Source organism: Mesorhizobium sp. 2RAF21, from assembly GCF_052115345.1.
GTDB lineage: Bacteria > Pseudomonadota > Alphaproteobacteria > Rhizobiales > Rhizobiaceae > Mesorhizobium > Mesorhizobium terrae.
The window spans coordinates 313586-330641 of the sequence record NZ_JBFRGM010000002.1; the positions used below are offsets into that span (position 1 = coordinate 313586).

At 61.2% G+C, this 17056-nt stretch carries 10 protein-coding genes; 2 read left to right on the forward strand and 8 right to left on the reverse strand.

Annotation, left to right across the window (positions count from 1 at the left end):
• Positions 1-13: 13 nt before the first annotated feature.
• The 7 genes from AB4136_RS04290 to AB4136_RS04320 form a co-directional block, all read right to left on the reverse strand.
• Positions 14-499: a hypothetical protein gene (locus AB4136_RS04290; RefSeq protein ID WP_150978922.1), complete on the reverse strand. Its 486-nt coding sequence runs from the start codon at positions 497-499 to the stop codon at positions 14-16.
• Positions 492-1790: a FliI/YscN family ATPase gene (locus AB4136_RS04295; RefSeq protein ID WP_065997500.1), complete on the reverse strand. Its 1299-nt coding sequence runs from the start codon at positions 1788-1790 to the stop codon at positions 492-494. The genes AB4136_RS04290 and AB4136_RS04295 overlap by 8 nt, the downstream gene beginning before the upstream one ends.
• Positions 1791-1831: 41 nt before the next feature.
• On the reverse strand, positions 1832-2449 hold the full coding sequence (gene sctL / locus AB4136_RS04300; protein ID WP_065997502.1) for a type III secretion system stator protein SctL: 618 nt from the start codon (positions 2447-2449) through the stop codon (positions 1832-1834).
• Between the two features lie 6 nt (positions 2450-2455).
• The gene (locus AB4136_RS04305) at positions 2456-3079 is read right to left on the reverse strand and encodes a SctK family type III secretion system sorting platform protein (RefSeq protein ID WP_065997504.1); all 624 of its coding nucleotides are present in this window, start codon (positions 3077-3079) and stop codon (positions 2456-2458) included.
• Positions 3076-3840 (reverse strand): type III secretion system inner membrane ring lipoprotein SctJ, encoded by a 765-nt coding sequence (sctJ, locus tag AB4136_RS04310; RefSeq protein ID WP_065997731.1) that lies wholly within the window; start codon positions 3838-3840, stop codon positions 3076-3078. The genes AB4136_RS04305 and sctJ overlap by 4 nt, the downstream gene beginning before the upstream one ends.
• Before the next feature lie 81 nt (positions 3841-3921).
• The gene (locus AB4136_RS04315; protein WP_065997506.1) at positions 3922-4542 is read right to left on the reverse strand and encodes a hypothetical protein; all 621 of its coding nucleotides are present in this window, start codon (positions 4540-4542) and stop codon (positions 3922-3924) included.
• A complete protein-coding gene (locus AB4136_RS04320; RefSeq protein WP_245317472.1) occupies positions 4542-5372 on the reverse strand; it encodes a hypothetical protein in 831 nt (276 codons plus the stop codon). Before AB4136_RS04320 ends, AB4136_RS04315 begins: the two co-directional genes overlap by 1 nt.
• 139 nt (positions 5373-5511) lie before the next feature.
• On the opposite strand from AB4136_RS04320, the gene AB4136_RS04325 reads away from it, so the two are divergent.
• Together AB4136_RS04325 and AB4136_RS04330 are read left to right on the forward strand one after the other, a co-directional pair.
• Positions 5512-6138, forward strand: coding sequence for a L,D-transpeptidase (locus AB4136_RS04325; RefSeq protein ID WP_373426387.1), 627 nt, complete (start codon positions 5512-5514; stop codon positions 6136-6138).
• 52 nt (positions 6139-6190) lie between these two features.
• Entirely contained in the window at positions 6191-7114 is a 924-nt protein-coding gene (locus AB4136_RS04330; protein ID WP_065997508.1) for a LysR family transcriptional regulator, read from the forward strand.
• A gap of 13 nt (positions 7115-7127) precedes the next feature.
• Here AB4136_RS04330 and AB4136_RS04335 read toward each other — a convergent pair whose 3' ends face one another.
• Positions 7128-17042 carry a LysM peptidoglycan-binding domain-containing protein gene (locus AB4136_RS04335; RefSeq protein ID WP_137901748.1) on the reverse strand — a complete coding sequence of 3305 codons (9915 nt, stop codon included), beginning with the start codon at positions 17040-17042 and terminating at the stop codon, positions 7128-7130.
• Positions 17043-17056 lie beyond the last annotated feature (14 nt).

Consider the following 17056-nt stretch of genomic DNA (forward strand, 5'->3'; position numbering starts at 1 on the left):
GCCACCTGCACGATCATCGAACATCATTGTTTGCGCGCGGCATGCGGTCCTCATCGAGGAGCTCGGCTTCGGCGGCACGACGCACGGCCGCTCGCTTGTCAAGTTGATCCGCCAGTTTCTCCAGCTTCATCAGGGCTTTCCGGCTCTGCAGGTATCGGTGCCGGGCCGCGGCCAATCCCGCTTCGCGTTCGCGCTGGACGAGGGTTGCCGTCTCGCCCCGCGCTTTGATTTGGCCGGCTTTCGCGAACGATGCCTCGTAGCGGCTCTGCGCCAAATGGAGCTCGGCTGCCTTCACCACCCGATTGGCGAGCCCCGAGACGGCCGCGTTCTGCTCGTCAATTGCCCTTCGCATGTGCTCGGCGAGCATTTGCGACGCCATTTCAACATCTTGTCTGGCTTCGTCGACGCCGACCCGATGAGCGGAAACGATGTCGCGCGCATGGTCTTCCCGGCGCTGCCTGAGTTTGCGCAATTGGGCGATCATCTCACTTTTATCCACCGACGATCTCCCGCATGCGCTGGCGCGTTGCCTCCATGTTTTCGTTCTGCACCGAGGCCTGCTGCAGAAAGCCATTGATGGCGTCGATCTTGCTCATGGCTTCATCGGCCAGCGCATCGCTGCCGGCTTTGTACTCGCCAACACGCACCAGCAGCTCGATATCGGCGTAGCGTGCCATGAGCTGCCTGAGTCGCGCGGCGTCCGCCCTGTGCTGGCCAGGCGCGACCGTTTCCATCAATCGGCTGCGGCTGCGCAGCACGTCGACTGCCGGAAAATGGTTGCGCTGCGCCAGCTCGCTGGACAGGAAGATATGACCATCGAGCAAGGCCTGTACCTCCTCGGCCACGGGATCGAAGGTCCCATCGCCTTCCAGAAGAACGCTGTAGAGGCCGGTGATCGAGCCGATCTGGCCGGGACCCGACCGTTCAAGCAGGCGCGGCAAAGCTGCAAACAGCGACGACGGAAAGCCGCGGCGTGTCGGCGGCTCGCCCGACGCCAGGCCGATCTCGCGTTGCGCGCGCGCAAAACGGGTAATGTTGTCCATGGCCAGCAGCACATGCTTGCCCTGATCGCGGAAATATTCAGCAATCGTGGTGGCGACATAGGCCGCCTTGACGCGCTCGATAGCGGGCCGATCGGATGTCGCAACCACAACGACCGCGCGCGCCAATCCTTCCGCTCCGAGCTGCCGCTCGACGAATTCGCGAACCTCACGCCCGCGTTCGCCGACGAGGGCAACCACTGCGACATCGGCATCGGTGGCGGAGACGATATTCGACAGCAGGATCGATTTGCCGACGCCGGGTTCGCCGAAAATGCCGATGCGTTGCCCCCTTGCACACATCAACATGCCATCGATGGCACGGATGCCGAGCTGGATCGGCTCCGATATCAGCCCGCGCTGCAGCGGCGGTGGCGGATAGGCATGAACGGGATACGCGCCGTCCAGCGAAAGCGGCTTTCCGTCGAGCGGTTCGCCGAACGCGTTGATGACCCTGCCCAGCAAGCCGGGGCCAACCGGCACCTGTTGATCCCTTCTGGTGGGCACGACCTCGGTCAAGCCCGACAAACCGGCCAGATCACCGAGCGGAACGAGGATGGCAGCCTCTTCGAGAAGTCCGACCACCTCCGCCTTCATGGTTCGGCCGGTTCTGCGATCCACCAATTCGCAGATCTCGCCGATCCTGGCTTCCACGACAGAGGCGTGGATGACCGTGCCGATGACACGTTGCACGCGCCCCTTTTTCGGCCGGCTGGCATCCTCGACCAGCCCCGAGCGCAAGCCGGGCATGATTGAAGCCAGGCGATCTTCGACGGCTGCACGTTCCCCTGTCACGAAGCCTCCCGCGATTTGGAGGCTATCGCAGCGGAGATCGCTTCAAGCTGCGCCTCGATGCCAGCATCGATCACGGCGATGTCCGTGGAAAGAATGCATGCTCCCAATGCCAATGTGTCGTCGGCGTCGATTTCCACCGACATGGCAAGGTCACTGTCCCGCAGAACGGCATTCAACTCGTCACGCAACCGGGCGAGGTTCTGCGGGTGGACGCGAAACTTCAGGTATTTGGCGCGCCGGACTTCCGAAATTGCCTGCATCGCCGCGCGGGCGACCAGCGTGCCAACGTCGAATTCCCCAAGCACGCGGCGCACAACGTCCAGTGCGAGACCTGCGACTTCCGCCTCAAGGCCTGCCAGATAGCGATCGACCTTGGCGGAAGTGCCGGCGACCAGCCGCGTGGCGTCGACCTCGCCCTGTGCCTTGCCGTCCTTGTAGCCCTGGGCGTATTCGGCGGCATAGGCGCGCTTGGCGGCATCGCTCAGCTTTCGTGCTTCCGCCTTGGCCGTTTCGACAAACGCATGGCCGTCCTGCCAAGCGCGCACTTCCTCCGCGCGCAAAATGCGCGCGCGCGGCCGTGGCAATGTGGTCCAGGTGGCGTCCGCACTCGACATCTGGGGCTATTCCATCGCGCGGCGCAGGATGCGCGCGCCGAGTTCCGCGACTTGCCTGGCGTCACCCAGACCGGGCAGCCCGTTCGCGAGCTTCAAACGCACCCGTTTGGCGAGCTGTGGTGACACCTCCTGTAGCCATGATTCGAGGCAGCTCAAGCCGTCGGCAAAAAACCTGCCGCTTAAATCGTCCAGCGGTTCCAGTGGCCTGACCGGACCTGAGATATCGCGGTTGGCCACGGCAAGAGCGCAAAGTTCGGGGCCAAGAGCCGCCTGGATCGCGCCGGCCTGACGCCCGTCGATAACTGCGGCAAGGCTGTTCGCCCAATAAATGGCACCGGCGCGCAAGGCGAGCCTTTCGAGTTCGTCGCCCGAAGCAAGCGCGATTTGCCGATCGGTTTGCTCCGGCAGCCGAGGCAAGTCCTTCAGCGTCAAGTCGTGGCGTTCGGCCAGGAGTTTCGACAGCCTCGCCTTTAGCCGCGGTGTCTCGAGCATGCGCTCGCATGCGTCGAAACCGATCTGGCCGTCGAAACATTCGGACAACCAGCCGGCATCGGCATAGCTGGCGGGATTCGACCAGAATTCCCGCCAATCCGACCGGACGGTTTCCTCTCGCACGGTCAACGGCGTCACGCTTTCTTAGCCGGCGCCGCCGGCACTTCGAGCGCGTAAACGCCAGGCCGCCGGTACCACCGCTGATAGACCAGCCATCCCGCAAGGGCGGCAATGACAGCCATCATCCCGTAGAACAGCCACTGCGCCGCCGCCACGCTGTCGGGGTGAAGCCATAGACCCAGGAACGAGGTGAAGCCGGTTTCGCCCGTTGGTGGCTCCGGCGATGCTGCTACCGGCACCAGCGTCACCGATACATTGTCATAGGTGAGCCCAGCGACACCCTTGGCTACCAGCATCTTCACCTGCGGGATCAGTTCGTTCATCGACACGGAGGCGCGGTGACGGATGAAGACCGACGCCGATGACGGCACCATTCCTTGCTTGAGTGGATCGTTTTCGGGGAGCACCAGATGAACGCGTGCCGACAGCACGCCGTCGATTTCCGATATCGTGCGCGAAAGCTCCTGGCTCAGGCCATAGATCATCGTCGCCCGCTCTTCAGCGGGAGACGAGACGATACCGCTGCGCTTGAAGACATCGCCGAGCGTCTGGAATTCCTGTTTGGGCAGGCCGCTCTCGTCCAGGAGCGCCATCGCTTCGGCGAAACGATCCTTCTCGACGAGGACGGTCATCGTTCCGTCCTTGCCGGCCTCGCGCTGGGCAGGAATGCCGTGACGGATCAAGGTCGCGACGATCTCGTTTGCCTGCCGCTGATTGAGCCCGGAATAGAGTTCCACGGAACAGGCCTGCAGAACGAGCATGGCTGAAACAGCCAGCATCGCGCGCAGCCACTTCCCGAAACGATGCGGCGCAAACGGGTGCAAGAGCGACGATATCAACTTCCCGACCACCGCGAATGCCTATTGCTGCTTGATAAGGGTACTCGTGGACGACGTGACGGCCGTCACGCTGCTGGTCACCACTTCGAGATTGGCGGCGGCCCACATGATCGAGATCGAACGGCTCAGCAGCTGCTCGGCGCTTTTGGCGGGCGCGTCGTTTTCCTCGCCTTCCGCGGCTCCGGCCACGTCTTGATTGCCATCCGTCTTACCATCCGCGCGGACGCCGGCCTCCTTGAGAGCCGCCTGCACTCTCTGCATCGTCCCTTCCAGTGATTTCACGGCGGAGCCGAGCAGAGCGGACGTGTCGGAACCCTGCCCGCCCCCCGATTTTTCCACCTGGGTCAGATATTCGAACAGCCTGTGCTCGCTGGTCGCATCGATCGGCTCCAGATTTTGCTGCCGCGCAGCTGTCGATGCGGCGGTCAGCGGCGCATCCTGCGCCACCTGCTGGCTGATGCCTGTCGCGGTACCCGCCTGCTCGGATTTCTTTGCTTTCAGAACCTGCGATTTTGGGTCCGCGGCATTCGAGCCATTGCCCGGCCGCGTGCTCGAACCAGCCGCAACCTGCTGCTGCAGGTTGATACCCGTGGACATGTTTGAAAGCGCGACTTCCAGCGCTCCAATCGGTGCAATTTGCATCAGCGTGCCTCCTGCCCTTGTTTCGGCTTTTCAGCGGAAAAGGTCTGGGATTCCGCCTGCCTGCCTCGAAAAACCCGAACCGGGACAATTTTTTGCGCGCTTTGTTTCGCGTGGTTCGAGATGCCGAGCGTCTTCTTGACGAGGTCGATGTAGGAAGGCGGGCCAGCCACCTGAACCACATCGTCCTGCTGCGAAACCTTCAATGAAAAGCGCGGATCGATGACGCCAAGCCTGGTGAGCTTTTCTTCCGCTCCCGCAGCCGCATTGGCATCGAGCGGGATCGTCTCGTGGCGAACCTCGGCCTCGGTCGCCACGTTCAGGACAAGGCCGTCGAAATGCCAGACAAGGCCGTAGCGATTGCACAACTCATCGAGAAACGTCTTTGCGGTGCCAGTCGGCATGGTCCCACTCAGGCGCCCTTTCACCTGGTCGCTGACCCGGACAGTCACACCCATGTTGCGTCCCAGTTCGATCAGCGCATCCCGCACCGACTGGTCGACGGTGATGTATTTGTATGGACCATCCGGCCAGCGCGGTTCGGCCGCCGAGGCGGGAACAGCGGAAATGCCAAGAATGACAAGGCCAGCGACGCCTGCCGATTTCAAAACGGCGGCGGTGAAAGACAGTCGATCCGAATTGCAGGAAACGAGTCCCGTCAACATTGACCCTACCGAGAAAAGACCAGCTCTCGCCAAACTGGCCCATACAACATTCACCCGCCGCTTCACTCTATCGCGCAGGCGTCGAAATGGGAAGTCCAATTGGATTGCGAATGAATAATCAGTTCCAAATGTTGCGCGCCCTGGCAGAAACGATATGGTGCGCTCCAATCGTGGATCACGAGATGGTGATCGTGGCCACAACGGACATTCGATGACGACAAGACTCGCCCCCCCTGCCTGCTCGCGTTCCGTGGCGGTCCGGATAAAGACTGGAACGCGGTCAGCGCTTCGGATGCGAAGAAGGTTTGTGTTGTTCGCGGCTTTCGCGTTCGTCGCGGCCTCTGCCGCCGCGCAGACCCGTTCCGGTTACGATCCGCGCAGTTGGACCTACGACGAAGCTGCCAATGCGGTGATCCCACCCTCATCGCTCGGCCAGGCCGATGACACTGAGGAGGATGAAGGTCCGCCGCCATCATGGTCGCCCGTTCCGAAACAGGTCGTGCGTTACAGTGACCTGCAGCCGGCCGGATCGATCATCGTCAACACGGGCGAACGGCGGCTCTACTATGTGCTCGGCAATGGCAAGGCGCTGCGCTATGCGATTGGCGTGGGCAAGGAAGGCTTCGCGTGGGCCGGCCGCGACAAGATCTCCGACAAGAAGGAATGGCCGGACTGGCGGCCACCACGGGAGATGCGCAGCCGTGTCGCGGCAACCGGAAAATCGTTACCCGCTCACGTTGCTGGAGGCCCGAACAATCCGCTCGGGGCCAGAGCCCTTTACATCGGCAATACACTTTATCGTATCCATGGTACCAACCAGCCCTGGACCGTCGGCAATGCGAATTCCTCAGGATGCATTCGCTTGACCAATGAGGACATCATCGACCTTTACGCTCGCGCGCAGGTTGGCGCGCAAGTTATCGTGAGACAATGAGGCCCCGCCAACGAGCCACCTTTTCAGCGGCACAGAATGTTTGATCGATACAATGATCCCTTTCAATATCAAGCAATTAGAAACATTTCTTCTGGTTGCCGCTTTCGGCAGCTTCCGCAAGGCCGCCGAGCGGCTGAACACCACACAGCCCGCCGTCTCGACGCGCATCGCCAGCCTTGAAGAAGCGCTGGGCACGAGGTTGTTCGAGCGCCAGGCAAGCGCCGTGCGATTGACCGCCCAGGGCCAGCAGCTGCTTCCTTCAGCGCAGGGCGTGCTCAAGGTGGCCGAGCGGCTTCAGCTGATTGCCCAATCGCTTTCGGAAACCACCGGCGTGCTGCGGCTCGGGGTGTCTGAAACCATCGTCCACACCTGGCTGCCCGATTTCCTCAAACAGCTGCAGGCGCATTGTCCGCTCGTCGATGCGGATATCCTGGTCGATTCATCGGCAACGTTGCGCAGCGAGCTGATGTCGCACCGCATCGATCTTGCGTTGCTGGCAGGTCCGGTCACGGAGTATGCGATAGAGAACATCGATATGCCACCGTTTCCGCTCGTCTGGGTCTGTGCTCCCGACCTGGATCTGCCGAAGGGCCGGAAACTCCCCTTGAACGAGCTGACGCGTTTCCCCATCATCAGCTACGCCCGCACCACGCGGCCCTACACCGAACTCTACCGTAAGTTCAGCCGCGATCTCGAAGAGATGCCGCGCATTTTCCCAGCCAATTCGATCGCGGCCGCGCTGAAGATGGCAATGACCGGGATCGGCATCGCCTCGTTGCCGCACGATGTCGTCACCGAGCACGCGATGGCCGCGAAACTGCGCATCGTGGATTGCGACTGGCATCCGCCCGATCTGGAGTTCACGGCGTCCTATTCGTCCGAGCCGTCCAATCCGCTGGCCGAACAGGCAGCGCAACTGGCCGCCTGTACCGCCCATACCTATGCGGTTCGCGCCGGCAGGGCGCGAGCTCAGTAGCGCCTTACCCCGATCAGCCGACCGTTGCGGTCGGAAGATAGATGCGGTCGCCGGCAAAGATTATGTCCGGGCTCAGGATATGATCCATGTTAAGCACCACGGTATCGGCGACGTTCGTCGAATTGGTCGTGGCAATGAGTCGGATGCTGTCGCCGCTTTTCACGTCCACCCAGCGGTAACCGCTCTGCTCCAGTTTGGGATTGGTGCGGCCATCTGGAGTGCTGGCGCCATCGGGATGAGCCTTCACCAGATCGCCTGAAACCCAGCCGGTATGCATCTTGCCGTCAGGTCCGTAACCTTCAACGGGAAGCCACGTCGTTCCTGTACTGTCGGTCGACGGCTTTGCAGTCTGCTCGACGAAGCTGCCCGGCTGCAGCACGGTTACAACCGCGGCGCTGCCGCTTGGCTGGGCACGCAGGTTCAGACCATCATCGGCGAGAACGACAAGCTGTGGGAAGGTCTGCGGCGGTTCCTTTGTTCCAGGATCCGGCTTGTCGGTGCCATCACCGGGCTGCTTGCCGTCTACCCCTGATTTGTCGTCCGATTTTTCCGGATCGGGGATCGGAGGGGGCTTCGCGGCATTCCACGGTTCGCCAAGCAGGGCATCCAGCGAGAAGAGCAGCATGCCGACGCCGAAGGTGATGCCAAGGGTCCACCGGTCCCACGCGGCCCACTTCTTGTCGGATTTTTCCGCCGCCGCGGTTTCCGCATCGGCGCGCGGCACCGAACGGCTGTTGACCCGATCCGTCCTGATCGCCGATGCCCAGAACTCGGCGCAGCCGAATGTGAACATCGCCCCGGCTACGGTCGCGATCGGTGCCGGCCAGGAGTTGACCGTATAGACGGCGCAGCCAAGCACATATCCCGGGCCAGCCAGATATTCGGCCAGATTCCGGATCACTGGCCTGCCGGTGAAGGACTGCAGCATCGACTTGGTGCCGTAGACCATATTGCCCAGCGTGAAAGTGCTGTTGACGACAAGATCCTTACCCTGCACCAGGCCAGTCGCTGCACCTGGTGCCGCGGCAATGAATGTGGCCCCGCCCAGCGCGTTGAGGAACCGCCCGAATGGTTTGTGGGCCGCGGTCGCGTTGGGGAATATGGCTTGCGTTCCGAAAACAAGGCCGCGCACGCCGAACGAGACGGCTCCCGCCGTCGCGGTCCACGTCGGCGGCAACGTGCTCCACAAGGTGTAGGATGTGCTAGCCATGGCGCCGAAAGTCTCGAGAGCGGTCTTGTATTCCTTGGTTCGTGAATAAGCCAACGCGCTGTCGACGAGGACGCGCTGCTCCGGTGTCATCGACTTCTTGTGGGTCGCTCGGAACGTCGTCAGCTGCAGGACCGAGAGCGCATTGGTCTGGTCAACGCCCATCCACTCGAACTGCTCGAGCGTGAACTTGCGGAACTGGCCGGGGCTCATTTCCTCGAACTGCTTGGCCGTCACCGCTTCAATCTGCGGCTGTGTCAATGCTTCGGTATGATGAATGGTGAAACCGCCCCACTGATCGCGGGTCAGCGCCGGAATCTGCTTTTCGGTAAGCCACGGCACCTGTTTCGGATCGAATTTTGTCATATTCAGGAAGCCGACCATCGTCTCGGGGATAGCCTGAACCTGGCGCTCGCCGAGATTCTTCAACAATCCTGTTTCTCCCAGCCTTTCGAATTGCGGCGACGTGAATTTCGCAACCTGGCCTGGCTTGAACCACTGGATCTGGCGGTTCTCCAGCGTGGACACATCGACGAATTCGATCGTGTCCCCCTTTATCGCCTGCACCTGCGGCTTGATCAGGTGATGCGTAAGGCCAGCGACGCCTAGATCCACGAACTGCTGCCCGGTCATGTTGCTGACCTGACCTTTGGTTACCCATGGAATCTGTCTTTCGTCGAGACCTGCGATATTCAGGAAGCTTGTCTTCGCCTTCGGGATCCCCCGCAACTGGCTCTTGGTCAGGTACGGGAGCAAGCCAGCCCGATCCAGGTTGTGGAACTGCTGTTCGGTCAACGCGGCTACCTGCTCAGGCTTCAGCCAGGGAATCTGCGTTGGCTGGAACTCCGCCATGTTGAGATTCTGGACCTGCTCGAGCGGGATCGCCCGCACAGCGTCTCGGCTATGCGGTCCGCTGTTCGAAGCGGACCCGGGGGGCGGTGACTGGGTACCATCCGGCACGTGTTCTTCCGAGGCGCCGCGAATCCAGGGCAGGACAACGGGTTCGCCACTGTCGGGGTCGTAAACCAGGATATGCGTCTTGCTGAGGGTTTCGGGAGCATCGGCCGCCAGTCGCGGCCCGTCGACCGGCGGTATGTAGACCTGCTCTGGGCCTCTGGGTTCGGTCCCCAGCATGGCCGCAACGATGACTTCGCCGTCCTTGTCCTTGAGTTCGATGGTTCGAGGCGTTTCGACGGCTGCTGCTGGTTTGTTGTGCCCGAAGATGTTGCCGACGATGCCGGCTTGATCCAGCGCGCCCTGGAGTTCCGCCGAAGGCGGCGCATCGAGGAAAACCCAGCGCGGCTGGCACTTCGGGTTCTCGTTGCGCAGCGCCACGTCCTTGTTGATCTGCTCCTGCAACTTCGGTGTCAAAGGCACCTCGCGCATCTGCGCGACACCCTTGATGGTGGTCCAACGGTGGTACGTCTTGACTTCGATCGCCTCGATGACGTCCGGGTTCTTGAAAACGGGGGCATCCACATACCGGCCGCCGTCGCCGAAGACGGGGTGCGGCCCGGTTGGATTGGCCTGGACGGGGAAATGTACCTCACCGAGCGAGCCGTTCAGTTCGCGCGTGTAGACTTCGCCTGCCTTCCATTTCTCCGGCTGCCGCATATTGCGGATCTGCTGCAATGAGAAGGTGGTCGGCGGTGCGGCCTCCAGCGCCTTCCTGGCCGGCGCAGCCTCAGGCGGCATCGCCTCCCCTTCAGGCCGTCCCGTGCCGCTCGGAACATGGTCCTCCGAAGCGCCGCGCGTCCAGGGCAGGACATAGGCTTCGCCGGTTTCCGGATCGCGGAAGAAGATATGCGACTTGTGCATCAAGTCCGGCTCGTCGCCGCGCGCCTGCGGACCGTCCGCCGGTGGCACATAGACGCTCTCGGCACTCTTTGGCAGCGGCCCGAAGCGGGTCGCCGTGATAAAGTGACCGTTCTCGTCCCGGATCTGCATCGGGCCGCTGTTGCGTCGTCCGACCTGCGAGGAAAGCAGCGTCATGAGGCCGTCGGCAACATTCTGGCGCATGAAACCGCCGTCGACGATGGATCGACCGAATTCGCCACGGAATTGCGCTATCGCCGCCATTTGATCGGGGCGCGCTGTCGTTTCCAGTTGGTCGAGGAACTGATCGAGGGATTTCTTCCCGCCCTTCGGAATGCCGGTAGCAGCGCCGTCGCGCGACGGCTCGACGGCGCGAGCGATCCAGGCTGGTACGGTCAGTTCCTCGCTCTGCCCGTCGGCAGTTTTGAATGTCACCTGAGCCGTTTCGTCCTTCGCGATGGAACGCGCGGCCTTGGGCGAGCTCGACTTGTACTGGAACCTGACTTCGGCGCTGAATGCCAGTGCCCCCGCCGGCAACTGCGGTGTCGAGAGCGAAACGGTGTACCGTGTCGCCGGCGTGCCATCCGCCCCATAGAGGTTCTTGTAGATGTTTCCGGCACTCGGCATGTAGCGTGGCTGTGGTGTGCCGTCCGGCCGGACGCGAGCCGGCAGCCACGATTTGACCGTCGATTTCACCTTGTAGGTCAGCGAGGTCGCGATTTTGTCGGGATTTGTCCCGAGCACCCCGGGCAGCCCGTTTCGATCGTTGAAGATGATATCGACCAGCATCGCTTCCGGATTGAGAACCCGCACCTTCTCGCCGGTCAGAAGGACGATGTCAGCACTAGGAGTCTTGCCCGGAACGGCAGAGAGCCGCAGCCCGCTTATCGTCGGTTCGTCGGCGTATGAAACCGTGTTGGAAGGGTCGATCTGGCCGGCCTTGACAAGATCGCGGATCGCCTGAATGCCGTTGCCTTGCCCAACCGCGGTGACGAGCTCGCCGGCTTTCGCCGGATCCTTGACCACGAACTGGATCTTCAAGACCGTCGATCCGAGGGCTGACTGGATTTGGTCATAGGTCTGTTTGGAGACGATATCGCCTTTTTGTAGCGTGTCCTTGACCGGTAGTTCCGGTCGCATCTCGATGCCGACGCGTGGAAATTTATCGACCATGCCGACATGATTTGCGACGATCGGCAGCCGCAGGCCGGCTTTGGTCTCCGTCATCACGCGGCCGAAGGGCAATGCGCCCTCCAATCTGACGTGGCCGGCATTGTTTTCGGCGGGCACACCGAAGAAGTCGTGCTGGCCAGGTGCAAGCGTCACCTCTGTCCCCTTGAGCGATGGGGAGTAAGTCATTTCAATGACCGTGCCCTCGCCGTCCGGTGTCTTTCCGACGATGGCGGCATCGAACGGCTTGGCCTCATAGCCGGCCTTGTCGTTGAAAATGCCCTCGCTTGCCTTGCCCGAGAGATCGCTGGCGCGAACCGGCAGGGCCGTTTGCTTGGAGACCGGCCAGACACCGGCCTGCAGCGCGGTGATGTTCCTGTATTCGCGGGCGCGGTAGGAAACGACGCCCTGCGTGCTCAAGGCATCCTTGAGCGGCGTGAGACTACGCTGACTGAAACTGTCGACGATCGACCAGCCAATGGCGCCGAAATCCGTCTTGGTGCCAACACCAAAACCGATGGCGGCTACGGTCGGTGAACCGATACCGAACGCCTGTCCGGTATTGAGGCGTGTGCGGAACGTCACCCCGACACGCAGGTCCGGCAATACGTCCCGGATCGGAGTCCGCGGCACATAGACGCCATCCGGTCCGTAGCGGTCAGCCATTTCGCGGCTCGAATAGTAGCTTTTTTCGGTCTCGTACCGATGCAGCAGTTGCTCGTTGGTCAGGCCATCGAGATAGGCTGATGGCGTCCGCTCGTCCTTGCCGCTGGTATAGGTGTAACCGCCGGTGTCCCTTTCCGGCATGCCGCTAAAGCTGCGCGTTTCCGGATTCCATACCAGATGCACCGGACCATCCGTGGTGACCGGCTTGTTCGGCACGATGATCGGATCGCCACCGGCTGGCCCTTTCGTCGGCTTGCCGACCGGATCGACCGGGTCTTTGGCGGTAACGGTCGGCTGCGATTCGTGTGGAGTGCGGCCTGCCCCTGTCGTCGAGGCGTCTCCTCGAGTCTTCTTTGGCGGAACCACTTCCCCGGGGATCACAGGATGGCTTGGGTCGTGGAAAACCTGCTCGCCCGTCGGTCGATAGACTCCGTCCGCGCCCATTTCATGGACGTTCATCGGTTTTCCGGACGGACCTGCCTCCAGCGCGGGTGGCGATTGACGCGGCCCGCCACCACCGCCCCACGGCGGTGGCTGATTGGCACCACCGCCCCGCGGCGGTGGCTGATTGGCACCACCGTTTGTGTTGAAACCTTGATCCGTGCCGGGTCGCAGGGTGCGCAGGCCATGTAGGCCGAGGCCCGTGCCGACGACACCGGTGAAGAAACCAGTCAGCGCGTTCGCGCGCTGGAGGTCCGTCATCTGATTCCAGTTGGTGAGAAGGTCGTAGCCCGACGTTGCGAGAAGTGGCGTGCCCACGACCACCGCTCCCACATCCATGCCCCAGGCGGTCTTGTTGAGACCGGAAGAGGTTTGCATGAAGGAACGGGTTTCCGCCGAGATCGCGGAGCCTGACCGGGTTGCACCGATACTGCCGCGGAAGGCTTGCATGGCGGTCAATTCCTTCCCGGCCATGCCGACCGTGCGAAGACCACTGGAGGCCATCGGCAAAACGGTGGTCGCAACACTGGCGATGTTAATGAGCGATTCCGTATCGCCCCATTCGCCGCCATGATCCAGATGGTTCACCTGATTGATGACTGCTCTGGTGCCGAGATAGGCTGCACCCGCGTAAGCGAGAGGGGCGGCCACCGGGGCGGCGGGCGTGAATGACAAGATTGTGGCGATGCCAGTCCCGATACCGACAAGCGGATCGACTGCCTTTTCCCAGACCGAGAAGTTACGCGACTTGACGACCTCGAGCTCGAACTTGCCGTCGCTGCCGGGTTTCATTTGCAGGTTCTTCGGCGCGACGAGCTTGCCGTCTTCGCCGAACTGCGCGTTGTTGTCCTGGAAGTCGCCAAGATTGGCGAACGACTTACCCGTCACGTCGACATAACGCGTGCCCCCACCTTCTTGGACGGCAAAAAGGATGACCTGCTGTGTGCCGACCTTGTCATCGACATAGAACAGCGGCACCGCGCGTACTTTTGGGGTGTCTCCGCCGATATCGCGGATTTCTTTCGTGATCTTGCTGACAGCGTCGCGACCTTCCTTCGTGGAGCGGTCGATGCCCAAGCTATTGGCCACCGTGTCATCCAGCCCGGAACCGCGCCGTTCGTGGAATGTGTTGTCAAAACCTTTTGCGAATAATTGTTGGAATTTCGGCTGATAGTTACCGTCGAGCGCCTCCTGCTGGTGCTTGTCGAGATAGCTACGGTCGATCCCGGTGTTGCGATCCACCATCAGCGAAGGATCGCTGAGGCGCATATTGTGATAGTCGCTGAAGCCCTCAACCTGACGGCGCAGTTCCTCGGCCTGAGTCTTTTGCTGTTGCGTCGCTTCAAGGACCAATTTGGCAACGGCCAAGCTGGGATCAACCCAACGTCCGCTTGCTTCCTTGTCGCTGGTGTCGAGATCGATCCAGACCGCTTTGCCGCTTTGGGTGAGTGCGTCCAAGCCGACTTTATCGAACTGTGCGGCAACTTCCGGCGCGACCTTGATCTTACGCCCGCCGCCGAGGTCGATCTCGACAGGCTGTACGCCATCCGGCAAGGTTCCGGCGGGAACATCGACGGACCCAGGCCCGTGTTGCTTGAATAGATTGTCGAAGTTTGTCTGCAGCGTGGTCAGCTTGGTACCAAGATCCTTGATGCTGTCGCCTAACTGCTTGTTGAGAATATCGTTCAGATTTTTTGCCGCCTCGGCCTCGCTTACCTTCAGCGACTGCAACCCGTTTGCCGTGCACATCGGGACGTCGAAGTTGTTGCCGGAAAGAAGCTGCTGCCAATCCTTGTTGAGCTGCCGATTTTTGTATTTGCTGCGAACGTTCTTGTTGCCGAGCTCAAAAGTGAGCTGCTGCTCGGTCGTACCTTTTTCGAAATGGTTGACGACCCAAAGCTGACCATCTCGAACCTGTAACTCCTGTGACTGGTAAAGGCCGAGATAGTCTCCATTGATTCGGCTATGCTTTTTCCCTGGCTCAAAAAGATACTGGTTGTTGCTGCCATATTCGGCAAGCAGCCGTTGTTCGAGATCGGTCTGCCGAGCTCCCACATCCATCGCTCTCGCATGAGCGTCGAAATAACCTTGATAGGCCCCTGCCAGCTCGAACTGTTTATCGGCTGTTCCCTGTAATGTTTTGAGATCTTTGTATTGTTGCGAATCTTTCGGCATACCGTTCAGATCCGCTTGACCGACCAGGAAGTCGATCGTCAGCTTGTCGCCCTTGCTTAGATGCAGTCCGGCCTCTCCGAACAATTTATCGACAGCCGCGTGAGCGGCAATGCCTTCGGCATATTCGGTCTGGCGGTTGGGGCTTGGCTGACCCAGAGCGGACGCGGCGGGCGCATTCGGGTCGCTGATCGGTTTCAGCTGGCTCTGGTCATTGATTGCCTGTGTGAGAATTTGTCCGGCGCGCTCGTATTCGCCACGGGCGTCCTGCGCGTTCTTGAGCAGATTGTTGGCCTGCGTCAGCTTGTTTTGCGCATCGGCAAGCGTGCCTTCCGGCTTCTCGGGCGTCCATTCGAGACCGTAAGGAGCCAGCGCCTCGTTGATGATGCCCTGCGCACCCTTGACCGCGTCCTTGTAGGCAGGATCAAGCATGTAGACGTTGAACTGTGACATGCCCTGGCCGGCCAGGGCGCGCGTCTCCGTGATGCGGGACAGCGCGATGTTCTCCTTGATGATGGCCTGGGCAACCTGCGGGTCGACCCACGTCCACGCGCCGTCAACCTTCATCGGTACCCAATTGCCACCGGAGGGAGCCTTGCCGCGGGGCGGGTCGCCAAACGGGTCGACAACACGGTTCTGACCGTCGAGCTTTGGAGACGCGAGGATGCCAGCCCCGTACGTTTTCATCAGCGCGGCCTTGTCTAATCCGGCCTGTTTGGCGTCCTCGATGAGGCTGGGCAACGTCTGTCCAGCCAATATACCTTCGACAAAGGATTTGACGACCTGACCTTCCTTCGCCTCCGCTGGATCGCTGCTGTTCGGGTTCACGGCCAACAGGGTACGAGCCAGTGCCTCCTGTGTGGTTCCAACGTCGATCTTCAGGTCCGTTCCGGTGGTGTTGTTGTGCAGGGTCACGCTGCCGTCTGGCTTCGTGGTCAGCGTATAGCCATTGGCCGTAACCTCCACGGTCGTGCGCGTGCCATTCTCGATCCTGATCTTTTCGCCGGGACGGACGAGGTTCGGATCGCGGGACGTATCGAAAAGCTCCGGATTGGTTTTCCTCAGCTCATCCAGCGTCACGCCATGTTTCTGCGCGATAAGGGTGAGGTTGTCGTCCGGCTTGACTTCGTAGTCGATCGGCTTGCCATCATTGACCTTTTCGGTGGTCGTCTTGGTGACGCGGCCATCCTTGTCGGTAACGATCTTGATCTCTGTTCCAGCCTTCGGGTCGACGATGGTCGTTGTGGCCTCACCCGTCTTGGTGTGGCGGGTGGTATTGCTCGTCTTGCCATTGCCGTCTTCCGATACCGTGGTTTCGGTGTCGCCTTTCGTGGTGACGACAGTGCGTGCGTCGTGCTGATAGTCGTTGTAATAAACGATCTTCTCACCCGTATGCGGATCGGCAAGTTCCACCGACTGGACGTCGCCATTGTCGCTCTTTGGATCTCCGGTCTTGACCTGATAACCGGCCCCCTGCAATTCGGCGATCACCTGTTCCTTGGTCAGGCCCCGGTCTTTCGCGATCTGGTCGATGCTCTTGCCCTTGGCGAGATCGTCCTGAATGCCTTTTGTGGTGGCACCTCCGGGATCCTGGGTTGGCGCAAGAACGGTCTTCTTCCCGTCAGGTCCGGTCACGGTGGTGACAGGCAGAGCAGACCCACCCTTCGGCGTCACCGTTTCTACCGACGCGCCATTTGGAAGCGATGTCCGTTCCGTGACGACGCCGGAACCGAGATCGTCTTCGTAGCGGGTGGTCATCGCCCCCGTTTTGGGATCGTAGTCGCTGGTCTGCTTGCGGCCGAGGCCGTCCCTGACCGGCGTTTCCGCAGGCGCGGCCGACCCATCCTGCACGGCCGCGTAGTAGGTGTCGTGCTGATAGTCGTAATGGAGCGTGACTGTCTTTTGGTTCCTGGGATCGCTGGTGTCCCTGATCACCGTCGTCTGGACATCGCCATTGTTGCTGGTCGGATCGGTGACAGTGACTTCCAGGTTGTTACCCGCCCTTATCGCGGCAAGCACCTGCTCGTTCGTCATCCCTCGTTCTGACGCGATCTTGTTGATGCTTTTGCCCTTTTTCACATCGTCGATGATGCTGTGGGCCGTCATATCCGCGGCGGGATCCTTTTCGGGCGTGCCGGTGTTCAACTTGACGGGAGCAAAGGCCAAAGTCGTCGGCTGAGTGTAGAGCGCAGGCTGAGCGCCTGCGCCATTGCTCGGTGTTCCAGCATTGGCGGGAACGTTTCCGTTGGCAGGCGTCGCATCGGGTTGCTGCAAGGCATCGAGCTTGCCGGTGACCTGATCAAGCTCCTGGCGCGCGCTGGCCGCCCATTCACGCTCGCCCATCTTGTTGGCAAGCCTGATCTGTTCTCTGAGCTGGGCGGCCTGGGCTTCCAACTGCGCGATCTGCGCTGCATTGGCTTTAGGATCGACCCTTGGCGCGGGGTTCAGCTTCGGCATTATCGGACGAACCA